Annotated in this window: 13 protein-coding genes; all 13 read left to right on the top strand. The window is 38.9% G+C overall.

What is annotated here, in order from left to right; genetic code table 11:
- Nucleotide 1 precedes the first annotated feature (1 nt).
- Complete coding sequence (locus CYAN7822_RS27625; protein WP_013334268.1) at nt 2–1,231, top strand: ATP-grasp domain-containing protein; 1,230 nt, start codon at nt 2–4, stop codon at nt 1,229–1,231.
- A 287-nt stretch (nt 1,232–1,518) separates the two neighbouring features.
- Nucleotides 1,519–2,346 (top strand): MOSC domain-containing protein, encoded by an 828-nt coding sequence (locus CYAN7822_RS27620; RefSeq protein WP_013334267.1) that lies wholly within the window; start codon nt 1,519–1,521, stop codon nt 2,344–2,346.
- Between the two features lie 793 nt (nt 2,347–3,139).
- On the top strand, nt 3,140–4,237 hold the full coding sequence (gene iolE / locus CYAN7822_RS27615; RefSeq protein WP_013334266.1) for a myo-inosose-2 dehydratase: 1,098 nt from the start codon (nt 3,140–3,142) through the stop codon (nt 4,235–4,237).
- Between the two features lie 79 nt (nt 4,238–4,316).
- Nucleotides 4,317–4,718, top strand: a complete 402-nt coding sequence (locus tag CYAN7822_RS27610; RefSeq protein WP_013334265.1) for a YybH family protein — start codon at nt 4,317–4,319, stop codon at nt 4,716–4,718.
- Between the two features lie 20 nt (nt 4,719–4,738).
- The gene (locus CYAN7822_RS27605) at nt 4,739–5,746 is read left to right on the top strand and encodes a sugar phosphate isomerase/epimerase family protein (protein ID WP_041934063.1); all 1,008 of its coding nucleotides are present in this window, start codon (nt 4,739–4,741) and stop codon (nt 5,744–5,746) included.
- A gap of 241 nt (nt 5,747–5,987) precedes the next feature.
- Nucleotides 5,988–7,946 (top strand): galactose oxidase early set domain-containing protein, encoded by a 1,959-nt coding sequence (locus CYAN7822_RS27600; protein ID WP_013334263.1) that lies wholly within the window; start codon nt 5,988–5,990, stop codon nt 7,944–7,946.
- Nucleotides 7,947–8,024: 78 nt separating this feature from the next.
- The gene (locus CYAN7822_RS34900; protein WP_013334262.1) at nt 8,025–8,738 is read left to right on the top strand and encodes a DJ-1/PfpI family protein; all 714 of its coding nucleotides are present in this window, start codon (nt 8,025–8,027) and stop codon (nt 8,736–8,738) included.
- Between the two features lie 24 nt (nt 8,739–8,762).
- Entirely contained in the window at nt 8,763–9,590 is an 828-nt protein-coding gene (locus CYAN7822_RS27590) for a VOC family protein (RefSeq protein WP_013334261.1), read from the top strand.
- A gap of 193 nt (nt 9,591–9,783) precedes the next feature.
- Complete coding sequence (locus CYAN7822_RS27585; protein WP_013334260.1) at nt 9,784–11,199, top strand: Dyp-type peroxidase; 1,416 nt, start codon at nt 9,784–9,786, stop codon at nt 11,197–11,199.
- A 724-nt stretch (nt 11,200–11,923) separates the two neighbouring features.
- Nucleotides 11,924–13,783, top strand: a complete 1,860-nt coding sequence (locus tag CYAN7822_RS27580; RefSeq protein ID WP_013334259.1) for a GMC family oxidoreductase — start codon at nt 11,924–11,926, stop codon at nt 13,781–13,783.
- A gap of 151 nt (nt 13,784–13,934) precedes the next feature.
- A complete protein-coding gene (locus tag CYAN7822_RS27575; RefSeq protein ID WP_041934125.1) occupies nt 13,935–15,050 on the top strand; it encodes a ferritin-like domain-containing protein in 1,116 nt (371 codons plus the stop codon).
- A 47-nt stretch (nt 15,051–15,097) separates the two neighbouring features.
- Nucleotides 15,098–15,580, top strand: coding sequence for a hypothetical protein (locus CYAN7822_RS27570; protein ID WP_013334257.1), 483 nt, complete (start codon nt 15,098–15,100; stop codon nt 15,578–15,580).
- 498 nt (nt 15,581–16,078) lie between these two features.
- Nucleotides 16,079–16,750 carry a pentapeptide repeat-containing protein gene (locus CYAN7822_RS27565; protein ID WP_013334256.1) on the top strand — a complete coding sequence of 224 codons (672 nt, stop codon included), beginning with the start codon at nt 16,079–16,081 and terminating at the stop codon, nt 16,748–16,750.
- The last annotated feature ends 45 nt before the right edge of the window (nt 16,751–16,795 follow it).

The raw sequence follows: 16,795 nt of genomic DNA, 5'->3' as shown, positions 1-16,795 counted from the left end.
AATGTTAAATACTCAGCCTGCTATTATTATAGTCGACCCGTTCTCAACAGGACGTTTTTATGCACCCTTGTTTGCTGCCCGAGGTTACCAATGCCTTGCCGTAATTTCTAGTCCTAACATTCCCGAACATTTAATAGGGGATTTACAGAAGCAAGATTTTTCCGATATTTTTATTTGGAACGAAACTCTGTTGAATGTCTTCAAAGAAGTTAATATTGTCGCCGTTGTTGCCGGATGCGAAACAGGTGTTTTTCTGACCGATTATTTAACCGATAGACTTGCAATTAGAGGAAATCCTCTTGCGACAACAGATGTACGACGACACAAACACATAATGCAAAAAGCGCTTGAGAGCAAAGGTTTACCTCACATTCCTTCAAAATTTATTACTAACACCGAGCAAATAGACGAGCTAATTAATTTACTTGATGAAATTGACTATGTTGTAAAACCTATTAACTCAGCCGCTACCGATGGAGTCGTACTGACTCATGGTCGTATCGGTGTTGAACGTGCCCTACGGAATGCCGCTTGGAATAAAAACAATGATTTGGGCGAAAAAAATCTCGGATTTATTGTTCAACCCTTTATTTCAGGAACAGAATACGTTGTAGACCTGGTCGCTTTTAATGGCAACTACATTGTAGCCTCAGTTTGCCAATACAAAAAAATTGCCAGAAATGGGGGGAGTTTCGTCTATGATAGTTTAGATGTATTAAATCCGTCCCAAAAAGATTTGCAACCGTTACTCGATTATGCGATAAAAGCCGCCAATGCTTTAGACATCCAGGTTGGGCCCATTCACATGGAAATTATGTGGTCACCCACAGGGCCTGTCATGATTGAAGCAGGTTCCCGGCTTCACGGTGGCATTGCCCCGAAATTATTTGCAGAAACTTATGCACCCGACTTGATTACATTGGCTGTTCAGAGCTACTTAAATGAGGTGCCCAATGTAAAAGATGAAAAAGTTGAATTGGTTTGTTTAGGAAAAATAGGGTTTCTTTATTCAGATAATCAAAAACCTTTTATGCCGCTCACCACAGAGCAAGAGAGCTTTCTTCAGAAAAATCCAGCATATCGTGGTCACAAATATTTTATCAAACCGGGTATGTTAACGCCTGTGACAATAGATTTTGCCACCTGTCCAGGTTTATTTTGGTTGTGCCACCATGCTCCTGTAGAATTGGAAAACAATGCTAGAGTATGTCGCAATTTACTGTCAGTTTAACAACTCCTGATTAAGAGTAAAGTTAACTCTGAGGTTAGGGTGTAGGGTGTGGAGGAATTTTGAGGCTTGCGAATTTATGTCATTGTGAGCGACAGCGAATTTATGTCATTGTGAGCGACAGCGAACTTATGTCATTGTAAGGGACAGCGAACAATCTCAAACCCTTTTATGTCCCAAGCGAGGCTTGCGAACTTATGTCATTGTGAGGGACAGCGAACAATCTCAAACCCTAATTATTTCGTTACAATTCCTAAGAGCCTAACATTAAAGAGAAAATTTAACAAACTATGGTAATTTCTGAAATTTTTATCTATCCTATCAAATCTTGCCAAGGAATTAGAGTTGACCAAGCTCAAGTAACGCCCAAAGGATTTATTTGGGATCGAGAATTTATGTTAGTAGATAGTAATGGAGTGTTTCTTACTCAAAGACAACATCCTCAATTAGCTACAATTAAAGTGCTTTTTTTGGGAAATTTGATATCTTTATCTGTTAAAAAAACTAGCTTAAAACCATTCATTTTCAAACCTAGTTTTACAGGATTAGAGATAGAAGTTGATATTTGGGGAACTCGCACAATAGCCATTGATCAGGGCCAACAAGTGGCAGAGTGGTTTAAAACCGCGCTAGACTTAGAAGAAAACTGCCGCTTAGTAAGGCAATCTCCCAAATACATCAGACTCGTTGATCAAAAATATGCTGTCAAAGAAAATGACCAAGTTAGTTGGGCCGACGGTTATCCATTCTTGCTAACAGCTACTGCCTCATTGGCAGAATTAAATCGAAAAATTCTAGACTTCGAACCCCAAAATTTTGAAGAAGTACCAATGAATAGATTTAGACCAAATATCGTTGTTAAAACCACTGAACCTTTTATTGAGAATAATTGGAAATTTATACAATTTGATGAAATAATATTTGATATTGTGAAGCCATGTAGTAGATGTATCATTACTACTACTGATCAATTGACTGGAAAAAAAAACCATTTGCAAGAGCCTTTAAGAACTTTGAGTAAATTTCAATTTGCTAAAGAGAGTATGATTTTTGGGGTAAACATGATTCCCAGAAACCAGGGATTTGTTTCTGTGAGTAGTTCTTATAAAATAGGCTGATTTAATTTTTACAGGTTTTAAATAAAAATTATTGACAGTTAATGTAAGTAGCTGAGTCATTTTTCTCGCTCTCCTGTACCTGTAGTGATAAAAACAATCTTTAAAAGTTACGCACTCTTGATTAAAACTAAAGATTTTATGTCCAAAAAGAGTCCTGAGCCTTGCGGAATACCACGAACAATCTCAAACCCTATTTATTGCGTTACAGTTCATAAGTTCTATCTCCCTGCTGCTGAACTAGCTTTACCTTTAGCGATAATCCAATTTATTTAAAATCTTTATTAATTAAGTATTGCATTTTGTTAAATAATATGCAATTAAGCCAGAGTATTTTTATAAAATTTTGTTACAAATATAGTGATAATTGTTCTCAACATAGTTTATGCTATAAAATATATTCCAGAAAGTAGATGTTTCCTAGTTACCTAGTAATATGTTTCCCTAATATAATTTTGCTTGAAAAAGTTGTTGTATACAACACATGAGCCTAGGTAATAATTGTCAATTATCTAAGTATTTGGATTAATCTATAGGTTAGTTGCGAAAATAATTATATTTTTGGCTGTTTATCTAGCGGTTTTATCGATATATAATGGATTTAAACTCTGTTACATAACGAGAAAATCGATTAGATTAAGCTCAACAAAAATCTAGCAACTGTTACATGATTTAATCAATGTGAAAAAAATAATTTTCTTACTTTGAGAGGAAAATTTTTATTAAGCATTGTTACCGAAAACAATTGAGCATTCAACTTGGTTCTTTGAAATTGGCTATCAATCAATACAAAATTATGTCTAAATCAATTCAGCGTTTGTTAGTTTCTGCTTTTATAGTCTTCCTAATGGGGATTGCCTTTATCCCGCCGGCAAATGCTCAACAAATCAATGCTGGTAAAAGAGAAGTCTTAGCACCTAATTCTTCTGCCACAAATGTGGAAAAGGCGAAAATTTCTAAATTCAGAGCTTTACTCAGTCCGACTTTTGATCCTACACTTGTTCGTTTTGGTATTACCCCTACTGGCTGGAGCAATAGCGATGACCTTACAATTGATTTAGTTCCTCCTATTCCTTACCAACAAATTCTTAGTGAAATGGCACTAGCCGGTTTCAAAGGTTCTCAAGGTGCCCCCAAATTTCCCAAAGACATAAATGTTTTGAAACAAGAATTAGAACTGCGTGGTCTAAAAATTTCTGAACCTTGGGTAGGAACTTACTTCACCATTGGCGGCAATGGAAAAGAAGAAAGTAAAAGAATTTTTAGAGAACAGATGGAATTTATGAAAGAGATGGGGGGTAATACCATCGTCGTAGCAGAACTTGGCGGTGCAGTGCATCAGCAACCCATAGATCCTTTAACTAACCGGCCTATTTTTACAGACGAACAATGGCAAGATTTAACTGAAGGATTAAATGAGATAGGAAGACAAGCCCATGAACAAGGAATGCAGTTATGCTACCATCCTCACGTAGGAACAGGTGTAGAAACCGGTGAAGATATTGATCGCTTAATGAGTAATACTAATCCAGATTATGTCAAATTATTGCTAGATACAGGCCATCTTTATTATGTCGGTACTGATCCCCTAACGGTAGCCAAAAAATATGCCACTCGTATTAAACACGTTCACCTAAAAAACATTCGTCAGAATATATTAGACGAATCTAAGCTGCAAGGACGTAGCTTTTTAAGTGCTATTCGAGAAGGAGTATTTACCGTTCCTGGTGATTATAAGGGAGCAATTGCATTTCGACCAATCTTACAAGAACTAGCCAATGTAAACTATGAAGGATGGTTAATGGTGGAAGCTGAACAAGACCCCAATAAAGCTAATCCTTTAAAATATGCTTTAATGGCAAGAAGCTATCTAAAAGACCTGACAGGTTTCTAATAAACGTTAGGAAATGAGGATTAATTCTCATTTCTTAAATTTTTTTCCAGCATTTCTCAAGAGAAAAAAGAGGCTAAATATGGATAGTGATAAACAGGCAATTCAAAAAGTATTTGAAGTAGATTATCCTACTTATGTAAGAAACAAAGACCGTGAAAATTACGGCACGATGTACACTGAAAACGCCCTTTGGATGCCACCTAATGCCCCAGATCGTTGCGGTATTCCGGATATTCTTATCGGGTATGATGCGGCTATTGGTGTTGAAAACAAACAGATTGATCCTACCTTTACTGCTGAAGAAATCCATGTTATCGGGGATTTAGGCTATGTTCTTGGCATCTCTAATGCCACTATAACCACCACCAACCCTGATGGAACTTCATCAATATCAAAGGTACTCTATCGGGCTTTATGGTTAATGAAAAAAGAACAAGATACTTGGAAAATTCACCGCCAGATTTGGAATGTTAAGCCCTAATACCATTAATAAGAAATAACATGAGCGACTCATCATCATTACCAGATATTTACCTAAGCTTTTTCATGTTTACCACCAATTTACAACCGGATAACGCCGAGTATTCTGAAATTGTGGTAAAACACATTAAAAAATTAAAAGAGTTTGGTTATAGTGGGTTTGAGTTTCCGATTGCCCCTACTTTTGGCAAAGATTACACTCAAGATGTGGAAAATTATAAAAACCTACGAGATTATCTAGACCGTCAAGGATTAGCTGATGTAAAAATAGCTACCAATGTTGGCGCAACAAGAACCTTAGATCCCAGTTCTCCTTATCCTGAACAACGAGAACAAGCCTTAAAATATCTTAAGTCAAGAGTAGATATTACGGAGGCTTTAGGCGGAGAAATTATGATGGGACCAATTGTTATTCCTTATGGCGTTTTTCCTACTACAGACTTTAATGAACCCATCTGGAGTGATCAGCTACAAGACTTCTTAAAAGTTCGTTATACTACTGCTCAACCTGTTTTAAATGAATTAGGTTTATATGCAGCCGCTAAAAACGTCAAATTAGCTATTGAACCGATCACTCATTGGGAAACTCCAGGACCTAATAAATTATCTCAAGTAATAGAGTTTTTGAGTGGCGTTCAAAGTAAACAAGTGGGAGTAGTTATTGATAGCGCTCATGAAACCCTTGACGGAGAAGGCCCAGACATTTTTAAACAGCAAGTAGAAACTTTAGCTAATGCAGAAAGGCTTCATTATATTCAAGTTTCTCCTCCAGACAGGGGGGCTGTTCATACCAGTTGGCTACCTTGGCAATCATTTTTAGAACCTATTTTACCTCGGTATAAAGGGCCAATTGCTGTAGAAATTTTTAACGCTATTCCTGCTTTTCTAAGCTCATTGCGGTTATCAAGGCGTAAATTTTGGATACCTGGAGAAGACGAACCAAATTTACATCCTAGTGCCTATGAGATTGCTCAAAAAGCCATTGAAAAAACGCAGCAAGAAATAGAAAAGCTTTTAAACCAGTCGTAGGTTCTTTTGCCAAAAACAGAAGATAAGAGGCGAAAAATTTTAGCCATTTATGCAAGCCTAGTTTCTACTGAAGTTTAAACTAAAAAGTGCGGCTAGTATTTTAAACGTTAAAATGCTTACTCTACAAGGGGAGTAGCCTTAAAAATAAAATCTAGTCGCACACTCCAGTCTCTAATAAGCAGAGATTAAAACTTTTCTTTTAGTCTTACTATTAACTTTAATTTGGTCTAGGTACTTAAATATGCTTGTTTCATCTCGTCAAAGAACTATAATTGTATCCATTTTTTTGAGTTTTATCTTAGCATTAGGAATTATATTTTTCGGTTGGCAAGAGGCTATAGCCGCTCCCCTATCAGAAAGCCAAGAAACCCTAGGAGCATGGGAAATCCTTCCCCTGCCCAAAGAAAAGAGAATGCAGTCTGTTCATACTATTATGCTTCCTAATGGGAAAGTTTTAATCGTTAACGGCAGTAGTTTTAGGAGTACCCTGACTCAAGAAGATGGAGTCAATAAAATTATCGAGGGAGTGGATGTTACTAATTATGATGTCATTAATAATACTAGCCTTTTAGACCCAGAAACTAAAACTTTTGAACCCATAAATTCTCCTGATGCAATTCAATATAATCAGACTAATGATTTATTTTGTTCGGGTCATTTGCAATTAGCTGACGGAAATATTTTATTTGTGGGAGGAACAGGGCGTTATTACCCTGGCGGCGGCTTTACAGGTTCAAAACAAATTAATATTTATAACTGGCAGACAGGCGAGTGGACTAAAGCTGGACAAATGAATCAAGGTCGTTGGTATCCCACTTTAGTCTCCCTAGCTGATGGAAAAATAGTCATCTTTTCGGGTTTAAAAATAGATGCACCTAACCAAATTAGTCCTAGTTTAGAAATTTACGATCCCCAAACCCAAAAACTTACCTATATTGACCTAAGAACCATTAAAAATAGCCCCTTTAATACCAAAATTACCGGCACAGATACTTATGATAGTATAGATCTCTATCCTCGCGTTTTCCCTCTTAAAGATGGCCGATTATTTTTAACCGGAGATGAAGCCGGAATTGCCGCCGTTTTAGTGCCGCACTCTAGCAAAAAAAGCTATTTCATGACTATTAATCAGGATGCTGTAACAGGTAAACTCTCAGTTAGCTTTGAAGTCGGGCCAGATCGAGGAGAAACCTCTAAAGCTTACGGAACTGCCATACAAGTTCCCAACTCTGAAAATGTATTACTTCTCGGCGGTATTATTGGCACAAATAGTATTGCTTTTGGAAAAGGAGGAAATACCAGTGGATTTCCAGGTGCTAAAATATCCACTAGCTTACAGCATTGGATACCGTCACAAGAAAGCAGCGAAAAAATAGGCAAATGGGAAATTTTACCGGATTTCCTCGATAAACCACGAGCTAACTTGCAAGCCGTCATTTTACCCACAAAAGAAATTTTAGTGATCAATGGAGGAGAATATCCAGAATATAAGCCCGTTTATCAACCTTTATTAATGACCCCAAATGCGTCAGCACCTGGCGGCTACGAGAAAAAATCTTTAGCTCCTGCGACATTACCGAGACTCTATCATAATGGAGCATTATTATTACCTGATGCTCGCGTCTTGGTAATAGGAGGTAACGCTAACCGTGCGGCAAGAGAGGCAGACGGAACAGTTCGAGTAGATACATTACCTGATTCTAAAGGATTCTATCAAATCCCCACATTAACTGATCAATCAGGACAGCTAAAACAGTTTGACATCGAAGAGTATTATAATAATCCTCAAAGCTATTTTGTTCCCGGTGACCCTGAACCCTTTGTCCCGGCAGAAATTTGGCAAGCGGAAATTTTTAGTCCCCCTTATTTATTTGAGCCAGGTTCTCGGCCTGAAATTACAAATGCCCCAGAGACTCTTAGTTATGATCAAACAGCAACCATATCGGTTAAAGATGCCACAGAAAAAGGTTCTCTTGTTTTAATTAAATTAGGTGCTGTAACTCATTCCTTTGATTTTGGTCAACGCTTAGCGGAATTAACCATTAATAGTATAACGCTAGGTGATGAGTCCACGATTGACTTTAATGTTGCTGTTAACTCGAATTTATATCCGCCAGGATATTATATGATGTTCTACCTCAATGATATAGGTAAACCTTCTCATGCCAAATTTATCAAGCTTGAAACAAAACAAACTTGAAATTAAAAAATCAGGAATTGTCTTAACCCCTGTTGATTAAAACTAAAGACACCTGTAAATTTTAAACGGAAGGACATAATGAGCATCAAAACCGTCGGCATCCTTGCCTATCACCGTTGTAGTGAATCTGATACTATTGTCGCTTTTGAAGTGCTTAGAGGAGTGCCGGTACTTCTCGAACTACTCGGTAGAAAAGATGAAGCACCAGAAGTTAAACTTGTCGCTTTAGATGACGGACCCATTGAGTTACAAATGGGGTCAAGAGTTGAACCTCACGCAGTCTTAAAAGACGATGATTTATTTGATGTACTTTATGTGCCTGGAGGTCAAGGATCGGGAAAAGCTATTGCCGATGAGCGAGTCCTAAACTGTATCCGAAGACATAAACAACAGGGGAAATTTATTGCCGCTAACTGTGTAGGTGTAGGAATTATTCACCGCGCAGGGGTAATAGGAGATGCCCAAGTAACTTGCAGTCCACCAGTTTTAAGAAGATTGAAAGAGGAGGGAATTAACGTTATCAACCCCCGTACAATGTGGCTTGGTGCCCCAGAACATAAATTGTGGACGATGGCTGGCGGCAGTTCTATTAATGCTGGCACGATGGCATTAGTTAATTTTCTCTGGGGCGAAGAAATCGGCAAAGAATTGTCAATGTGGTTCGATAGTCGCTGCGCTGTCGGTTATGTATTGTTCACCAATGAAGGGCCTGAGTATTTCTTATATCCTGAAGCCGAAAAGAAAATTCAGGACGACACAGCAGATAATCTCCTACCTCCATTGAAAAAGTAAAACCACATAAAGAGAGCAGAAATTATGATTACCTGTACTACAACCTTAAAAGCCAAACACGGACAAGAAGCAAATTTAGAAAAACTCATGCTTGTACTGGTAGACAAAGTACAAAGCTCTGAGCCAGATACTAAGCTGTTTCAATTCGTGCGTTCGGTGGATCAGCCTGGAAAGTATCTCTTTTTTGAACAGTATGCCGATCAAGCCGCTTTAACATTTCATCAAAACACGGAATATTTGCCAAAAATAGTGCAAGAAATGATGAATTACCTAGAGCAGCCTCCGGAAATTCTTACCTTTGGCCCGGTTGTTCCAGAAGGGTCTCAACAACCCAATGGTCACGGTTATCCTCACTTGTGTCAAGGTGAAGTAAGTACCTATTTTCATATAGGTGTCATCGTTCCCGACCTTAAAGAAGCCATAAAAAACTTTTCCGAGGTTTTGGGAATTACCTTCACTGACCCACAATATTTTCACATTCCTCGCCTAGAAGACCCCGAACCTCATCGCCATGATCCCTATGTGGCCTTTTCCAGACAAGGCCCGCCTTACTACGAATTAATTGAGGCAAGCGGAGATGGCATTTTTTCGGCCAAGCATGAAGGTAAAATTCTTTACCTAGGCGTATGGGAAAAAGACATGAAAGCCCGCATCGAGGCTTTAGAAAAAGAGGGAATTGCTATTGATGCTTGGTTCCGTAACCAAGAGGGTAGCATACCGTTCACGGTTATTACCAGCCCTCAAGGCCCTTTGGGTATTCGTATAGAATACGTTGACCAAAGTGTGCGTAATACCATTGAACATTGGGTAGAAACCAATTCAATTAATCCGGCTGATGTTACAGGTGGATAGTTTGACAGATGCTCAAAATGCTGCTTGTAATTCATCGCTGAATTTAACAGAATGCAGGTCAAATTGGCAGACCTTTTGTACTAGCCTAACCATAGGTTTTGTATTTTCTACTATTCCTAATCAATCTAATTCAAATGTTCTGACAAAATTGACCTGCTTTCAATTCAACCTTAGTTAAACATAGGAGTATTTAATGGCACTGACAGAAGACAATTTAAATGAGGTATTAGAAGACGGGATTGATACAGAAAATCCCGGAATATATCAAGTCTTGCTCGAAGACTTACAAGGCAATATTTTAAAAGGGCATGGGCGAGACTACAGTGTATTTTTATTCCTACAATGGAAACCCGATGATATTAACGCGGCTAAACAATGGTTACAAGAGTTTTCTAAAAATTATGTCACCTCTGCCCAACAACAGTCAGAACAAGCCCTTCGCTATCGACGGGAAAATATTCCAGGCGGGATATTTACCAATGTTTACTTAACTCGTAAAGGTTATGAAGTTCTTGGCTATGAACCCTATCAAATTCCCGGCGATCAGCCTTTTAGAATGGGCATGAAAGATCCGGAAATTCGGGGTCTTTTAAACGATCCAGAAGTAAAAGATTGGGAAAAAGGTTATCAACAAGAAATTCATGCCTTAATTTTGATCGCCGAAGATGATTTAGTTGATTTATTACAATTTGTTAACCGCATTAACCAAGACCTGCGTTTAGTAGCAGATATTGTGCATCGAGAAGATGGTTTTATCCTTAGAAATAAAGCCGGACAAATTATCGAGCATTTTGGGTTTGTTGATGGGGTAAGTCAACCTTTATTTACTAAAAGAGATATTGTCAAGGCTCGCACTAATGATTGTAATTTTAGTCAATGGGATTCTCGAGCTAATTTAGGTATTCTCTTAGTTAAAGACCCCAATGGAAAAACTGAGGATAGTTATGGCAGTTATTTAGTTTATCGAAAACTTGAACAAAATGTTGCCGCATTTCGACGGGATAAACGAAAATTAGCCGAAACTTTAAATATTGGAGAGGAATTAGCCGGTGCATTAGCAGTCGGTCGTTTTTATGACGGAACACCTGTTACAAAATCTAATATTCCCACTTATGCCGTGACTCCTTCTAATAATTTTAATTATGAGCAAGATACTCAGGGGTTAAAATGTCCTTTCCATGCTCATATTCGTAAGACTAACCCGCGTGGCGATACCGGACGAGTAGTATCCTCACCGGGTTTTGAGGAAGCAGTAGCAGTCGAAAGAATTCATCGAATTGCGAGACGGGCTGTTAGTTATGGAGAAAATGACCCAACTCAAGAACCCGAAACTGGCGCAGGCTTATTATTTCTTTGTTTTCAAGCTGATATTGAAAATCAGTTTAACTTTATGCAAATAAGATGGGCTAATCCTAAGAATTTTATTGAAGTTAATACCGGCCCTGACCCTATCATTGGTCAACCCGAAGGAAACCAAAAGTGGCCAAAAGAATGGGGAAAACCTGAAAAAGTCGATTACACTTTTAAACTGTGGGCTTTTATGAAAGGGGGTGAATATTTCTTTGCTCCTAGTATCAGTTTTTTAACCCATATAGCTAGTGAAACTTGAGAAAAACTCAACAATACTTCAGCCGAAATATACCCTAATTTACTTTGTAACTAGCCTTCTATATTTTTGTAGATAAGTCTGGTTTAAATTATAAAACTAAAGACTCTCTTGTTACATTCTATTAGGGCAATAACAAAACGCTAAGTTTTGTAAACAAATCGTTTTTAAGGTTACCTTCTTAGACTATTATGAGGACTAGAACTTAAAGCAGACCCTAACACCAAAAACAACAAAGTAGTAATAAAAATATCCTCATCAATTGATTTAAATTGCTTTAATGCTGTCGAACTGTAGTCAACATTGTTTAAGTATTAAAAATGATAAAAAATACTTAGGCAAGGTAAATTAAATATAAAATTTTAGAATTATATATTTAGTTTTATGGGTAGGCTCAAAAAAGCGATTATTAAACAAAATGATGATAAAATTGTAGGAGTTACGCACTCTCGATTAAAAACAACGATTTTATGTCATCCTGAGCCGTGCGCGTAGCGAGGCGTAGCCTAGCCCTGACGAAAGGAAGGGTCTAGCCAAGGATCGCGGACAATCTCAAACCCTAATGATTCCCTGGATAGTGCGTAAGTCATAAATTGGATAAAAACTACTTTTGATTACCTCAACTGAACAATTCAAAAAGCAAAATTATCAAGAGCAAAATTTTGTTTTTCCTAAAGGAAATTTGAATTGTCGCTTCCTCTCTTCAATAAAATTTAAGGAGTAACTGATGAGCTTAAATGGGACAACTATCATTGTCGATCCTGAAACAGTCTCAAACACCTTTTATGATGTTGTCATCGTAGGAACAGGGATAGCAGGTTCAATTATTGCTAAACAATTGAGTGAACAGGGCAAAAACGTTTTAATCCTTGAAGCTTCCCTAGCAAAGGGTTTAACCATAGAGAGTTTTCAAAAATATGTGAATACTTTCTACGGTGCAATAGAAAAAAACGCTAACTCACCCTATCCAGTTAATCCCAATGTTTTAAGTCCCACTGACGATGATATATATTTTGTCGAAAAAGGTCCTATGCGTCTTTCGGGTTCTTATACCCGGATTCAGGGAGGGACAACCATGCACTGGGAAGCCAAAACCCCCCGAATGTTACCAGAAGACTTCGAATTATATACAAAGTACGGACAAGGACTTAATTGGCCCATTAGCTATGATGATATTGAACCCTACTATTGTAAAGCCGAGGCCGAATTAGGGATTTGTGGAGACGTAGAGGAGCAAAAAAAACTCGGGGTTAAATTTCAAGATGGGTATGTTTTCCCCATGTACAAACTACCCCCCTCTTACTTGGATCAAAAAGTCATCGAAAAAGTTGAGGGGACTCCCGTTCAACTCTATGGTAAGACTTACCATATAAACTTTTCGACTTTCCCTCAAGCGCGTAACGGAGTACCGAACCCGAATTATAAATACCCTGGCACTCAACATATTGAGGGTAATGGCTTTGTTCCCGACGGACTGACCAGCATTAATCCCGTACAGTATGGAGAACGTTGTCAAGGAAACGCTAATTGTGTTCCTATCTGTCCGGTTCAAGCCAAATATGATGCCCGTCGAACTCTTAAAAAAGCCTTCGACACCGGTCGGGTTCATATACTTTACCAAGCCGTCGCTTCTCGGGTAGAGTATGACCGCCAAAACGGTAATATCACTGGCATTGAGTTTAAGCACTACAAAGACCAAAGCCTCAGCGACTACACCACAGGAACCGCCAAAGGAGAATTATATGTCCTAGCCACTAATGCAGTAGAAAATGCGCGGCTGTTGCTATCTTCAGATCTACCTAACACCAGTGGAATGATTGGGCGGCATTTAATGGATCATCCATTCACCCTAGCTTGGGCCTTAATGCCTGAAGTAACCGGCACCATGCGCGGACCACTGGTTACATCAGGAATTGGAACTTTCCGTAGTGGCGAATTTCGCCGCTTGCAATCCTCTTTCGCAGTAGATATTCATAACGATGGTTGGGGATGGGCCACCGGGGGGGCCACGCCAGAACTCAAGGATGCAGTGGACAATAAAAACAAATATGGTCAAGAATTGCAACAGACCTTGATAAGCCGCATTTCCCGACAATTGCTCCTCGCTTTCATGTGCGAATTACTGCCCGAATATGACAACCGAGTGAGCATCGATCCGAACTACACCGATAAACTGGGTAATTATCGTCCGGTGATCAACTACAATTTACCCGACTATAGCCGCAGAACTTTGGCTTATACCCGAAAAGTGTCTCGCCTCATATTCCAGCGTCTAGGAGCCGAAGATTATACCCATTATGACCCACAAGACCCCGCCTATTTTGAATTTGAGGGTGAAGGTTACGCCTATAAAGGAGGCAACCATTTTTCAGGTACTCATATTATGGGATTGACACCGCAAGATTCAGTAGTGGATAGTTATCAGTGTTCTTGGGACCACAAAAATCTCTACATAGTAGGGGCAGGAAGTATGCCGAGTATCGGCAGTTCTAATACCACTTTAACCCTTGCGGCACTGAGTTTCAGAACAGCCGAGCAGGTTCTTAACAGATTAAATGCCTCTAAGGTGCAAACCGCTAATGTCTAGGTCAAATCCCTGTCAAATTTGTGCTTTTTTTAAGCAGATTTGGCCTTTCAAACCAGCAATAACTCCGAAAAAATCAACTATTACGGATGAATCGGAGCTAAATCCATTCTCTGAAAAACTATCAACCACTAACATTCCGGAAAATTTAACTATGACGACAACACCGACACCCGATAGTTTGAAATTAATTACAACGGTTGAACGATTGCGGTACTTTCTCAAACAAGCGATGAAGATAGAACACGCAACTATTCCGCCGTACATGACAGCCCTTTACTCAATTCACCCAGGAACCAATTTAGAAGCGTTCCATATTATTCGGGCGGTGGCGGTAGAAGAAATGCTACACCTATGTCTAGCGGCTAACGTTTACAATGCGGTAGGCGGAACCTTTGATGAACCAGTCCTAACGGCACCGGATTTTATTCCCATCTATCCTAGTTATTTACCCACAGGTTCTACAGATTTTAAAGTCGGTTTAGGCAAATTTTCACAAGAGACGATTGAAACCTTTCGTCAGATTGAACGCTCAGAAGAAGTTAAAGAAGGTCAGCCGGTGGTTCAATCTCGGGCGTTAGAACAATTCTTGTTTGACTTTATCGGCTGGGACCCTACCAAAAGTTTTTTCAGCATTGGCTTATTTTATGCAGAAATCATTCGCGGTTTAAATGCCCTTGATCGAGAATATAAACAAAAAGGTCAAAATCTCTTTTCTGGCGATCCCGCTCGTCAAATTGGCCCAGAATATTATTATAACGGTGGTGGAGACATCATCAAAGTGACTGACCTACGTTCAGCCATCCGCGCCCTAAAAATTATTCAAGAACAGGGTGAAGGGTCAAGAGTAAATACCATTTACGATGCAGAACGAGAACTCGCTCATGATTACCGTTTTCAGCAAATCCTTTTAGGACAATATTATAAAATTGACAAGGAAGACCCCACAAAATCCGATCAGCCTAATCATCCTACAGGTCAAACTTTTGAGGTAAAGTGGGATGCAGTTTATCCCATTAAGGAAAATGCTTCACTCGAAGACTATCCTAAAGACTCAGAAGTTTATCAGGAAGCTGTAAAGTTTCAACAGGGTTATAGTCACTTTTTAGCCAAGATTGAACACTCATTTAATGGTCATCCTGAAGACTTAATTCCAGCAGTTGGGGGTATGTTCCGTCTCAAAGAACAGGCTAATGCTTTAATGCGTAATCCCATTCCAGGCAAACCAGGGTTTAATGCCGCTCCTGTCTTTCGTGCAGATCAAACCTAGTTAACCTTGACTTGCATACCCTAACATTTTGTGGAGATCAATAAGCGATGGATATTAATTCACCTGAATATGATTATTTCTTGAATTTGTCAGTAGTTCTTACGGGTTACTCTCGGTTTCATTTACTCGGAACAGGCTTTGCTGAATCTTACTTTAAAACCATTCAAGACATTATTGGTGAAGAAATTTTTGGAGAACTCTTAAATACTTTTCATCACCTAGAACTTGAAAAAATCAGCGAATCATTTTTTAATGACAAGTTTCGTGCAGAAATTTTAGCCTCTGAAAAATTAGGCCCCATTGCCCGCAATATTATCAAGGTTTGGTATATGGCCACTTGGTATGCTTTGCCTACATCTTGGCGAGATAATTATGGAACCAAACCCAAAGACCACACCTTTATTATCGATCCTCAAGCCTATCCTGAAGGTTTGATTTGGCCTACTCTTGGGGTTAACCCACCCGGTGCAAAAGGCCAGGGATATGCGACTTGGAGTGAACCCCCCTTAGTTAGCCTTCATCAAGGTTAATCAGTGGGCCAAAGGGAACATCCCAAAAAAAACAGGTTAGCGGTTTTCAAAAGCATAGGAGTACGCACTCAGAAACGCGCACCAACGATTTTATGTCCCAAGCGAGTCCTGAGTCTTGCGAAGGATAGCGAAGAATCTGAAACCCTTATGATTGGGTTATGGTGCGTAAGTCCTAAAGGACTAAAACCGATCCCCTGTGCTGACTTTAAACCATGAGTTTACAAAAATGGGATGTTCTCTAATTAAATTTTTTGTCGATTCTATTTACATTGGCCTTTTTTGGCTAGAAATTGTTAGGAGTTACGCACTCAGAAACGCGCACTAACGAGTTTATCTCCCAAGCGAGTCCTGAGCCTTGCTAAGGATCGCGAAGAATCTCAAACCCTTATAATTTCGTTATGGTGCGTAACTCCTAAAATTGTGACTTTTGCCAAAATTTTTGTCTAAAAAGTTCATTAATTTCTAATCGCACACATTTTCTAATTTTTAAGGACAAATATGAGTATCAAATCTTGGTTCCATAGACTTTCAATTATTACCCTCTTAATTTTCTCTAGCTTAACGCTTTTTAATTTGCCAGCTAACGCATTTGTGGCCACAGATTATACAAAGTTGCTTGTAACAAATGCCTGTGTTGATTGCGATCTCACACAAATAGATTTATCGAATAAGGATTTATATGGCAGTGCCCTTAATGGAGCTAACCTGACAGGTGCAAACCTTTCTGGCACATTACTCAATGATGCAAATCTATCCAATGCGATTCTAACCAATGCTAATTTATCAGGAATAATAGGCATGGGGACAAACTTCACAAATGCAGATTTAACAGGGGCCGATCTCTCTAAAGCAGATTTGTATAATGCTTTGTTTTCCGGTGCAATCTTGTCGAATGCGAATTTAACCGAAGCAGACCTAACAGAAGCTGTTCTTTCGACAGCAACTTTGTCTAATGTTTCAGCAGAAAATACAAAGCTAAGATCAGCCGTTCTTACTGGTGCTAATTTATCCTCGGCAAATTTCTCTAACAGCTACATGAGAAATACCAAGTTAAGAGGCGCGACTCTTTCAGAAACCAAGTTAACTCAAGCCGATCTGTTCAATGCGCTTATGCCTGACGGAACGGTTTATAACGGAAAAGTAGAACAATTTGGCGCTATAGGGTCTTAAAAAATTCTGCCGTATGGGGAGGAGGGGTAGAAATGACAAATCTAC

The organism is Gloeothece verrucosa PCC 7822 (genome assembly GCF_000147335.1).
Lineage (GTDB): Bacteria > Cyanobacteriota > Cyanobacteriia > Cyanobacteriales > Microcystaceae > Gloeothece > Gloeothece verrucosa.
This window is presented reverse-complemented; position numbering and strand designations above follow the sequence as displayed.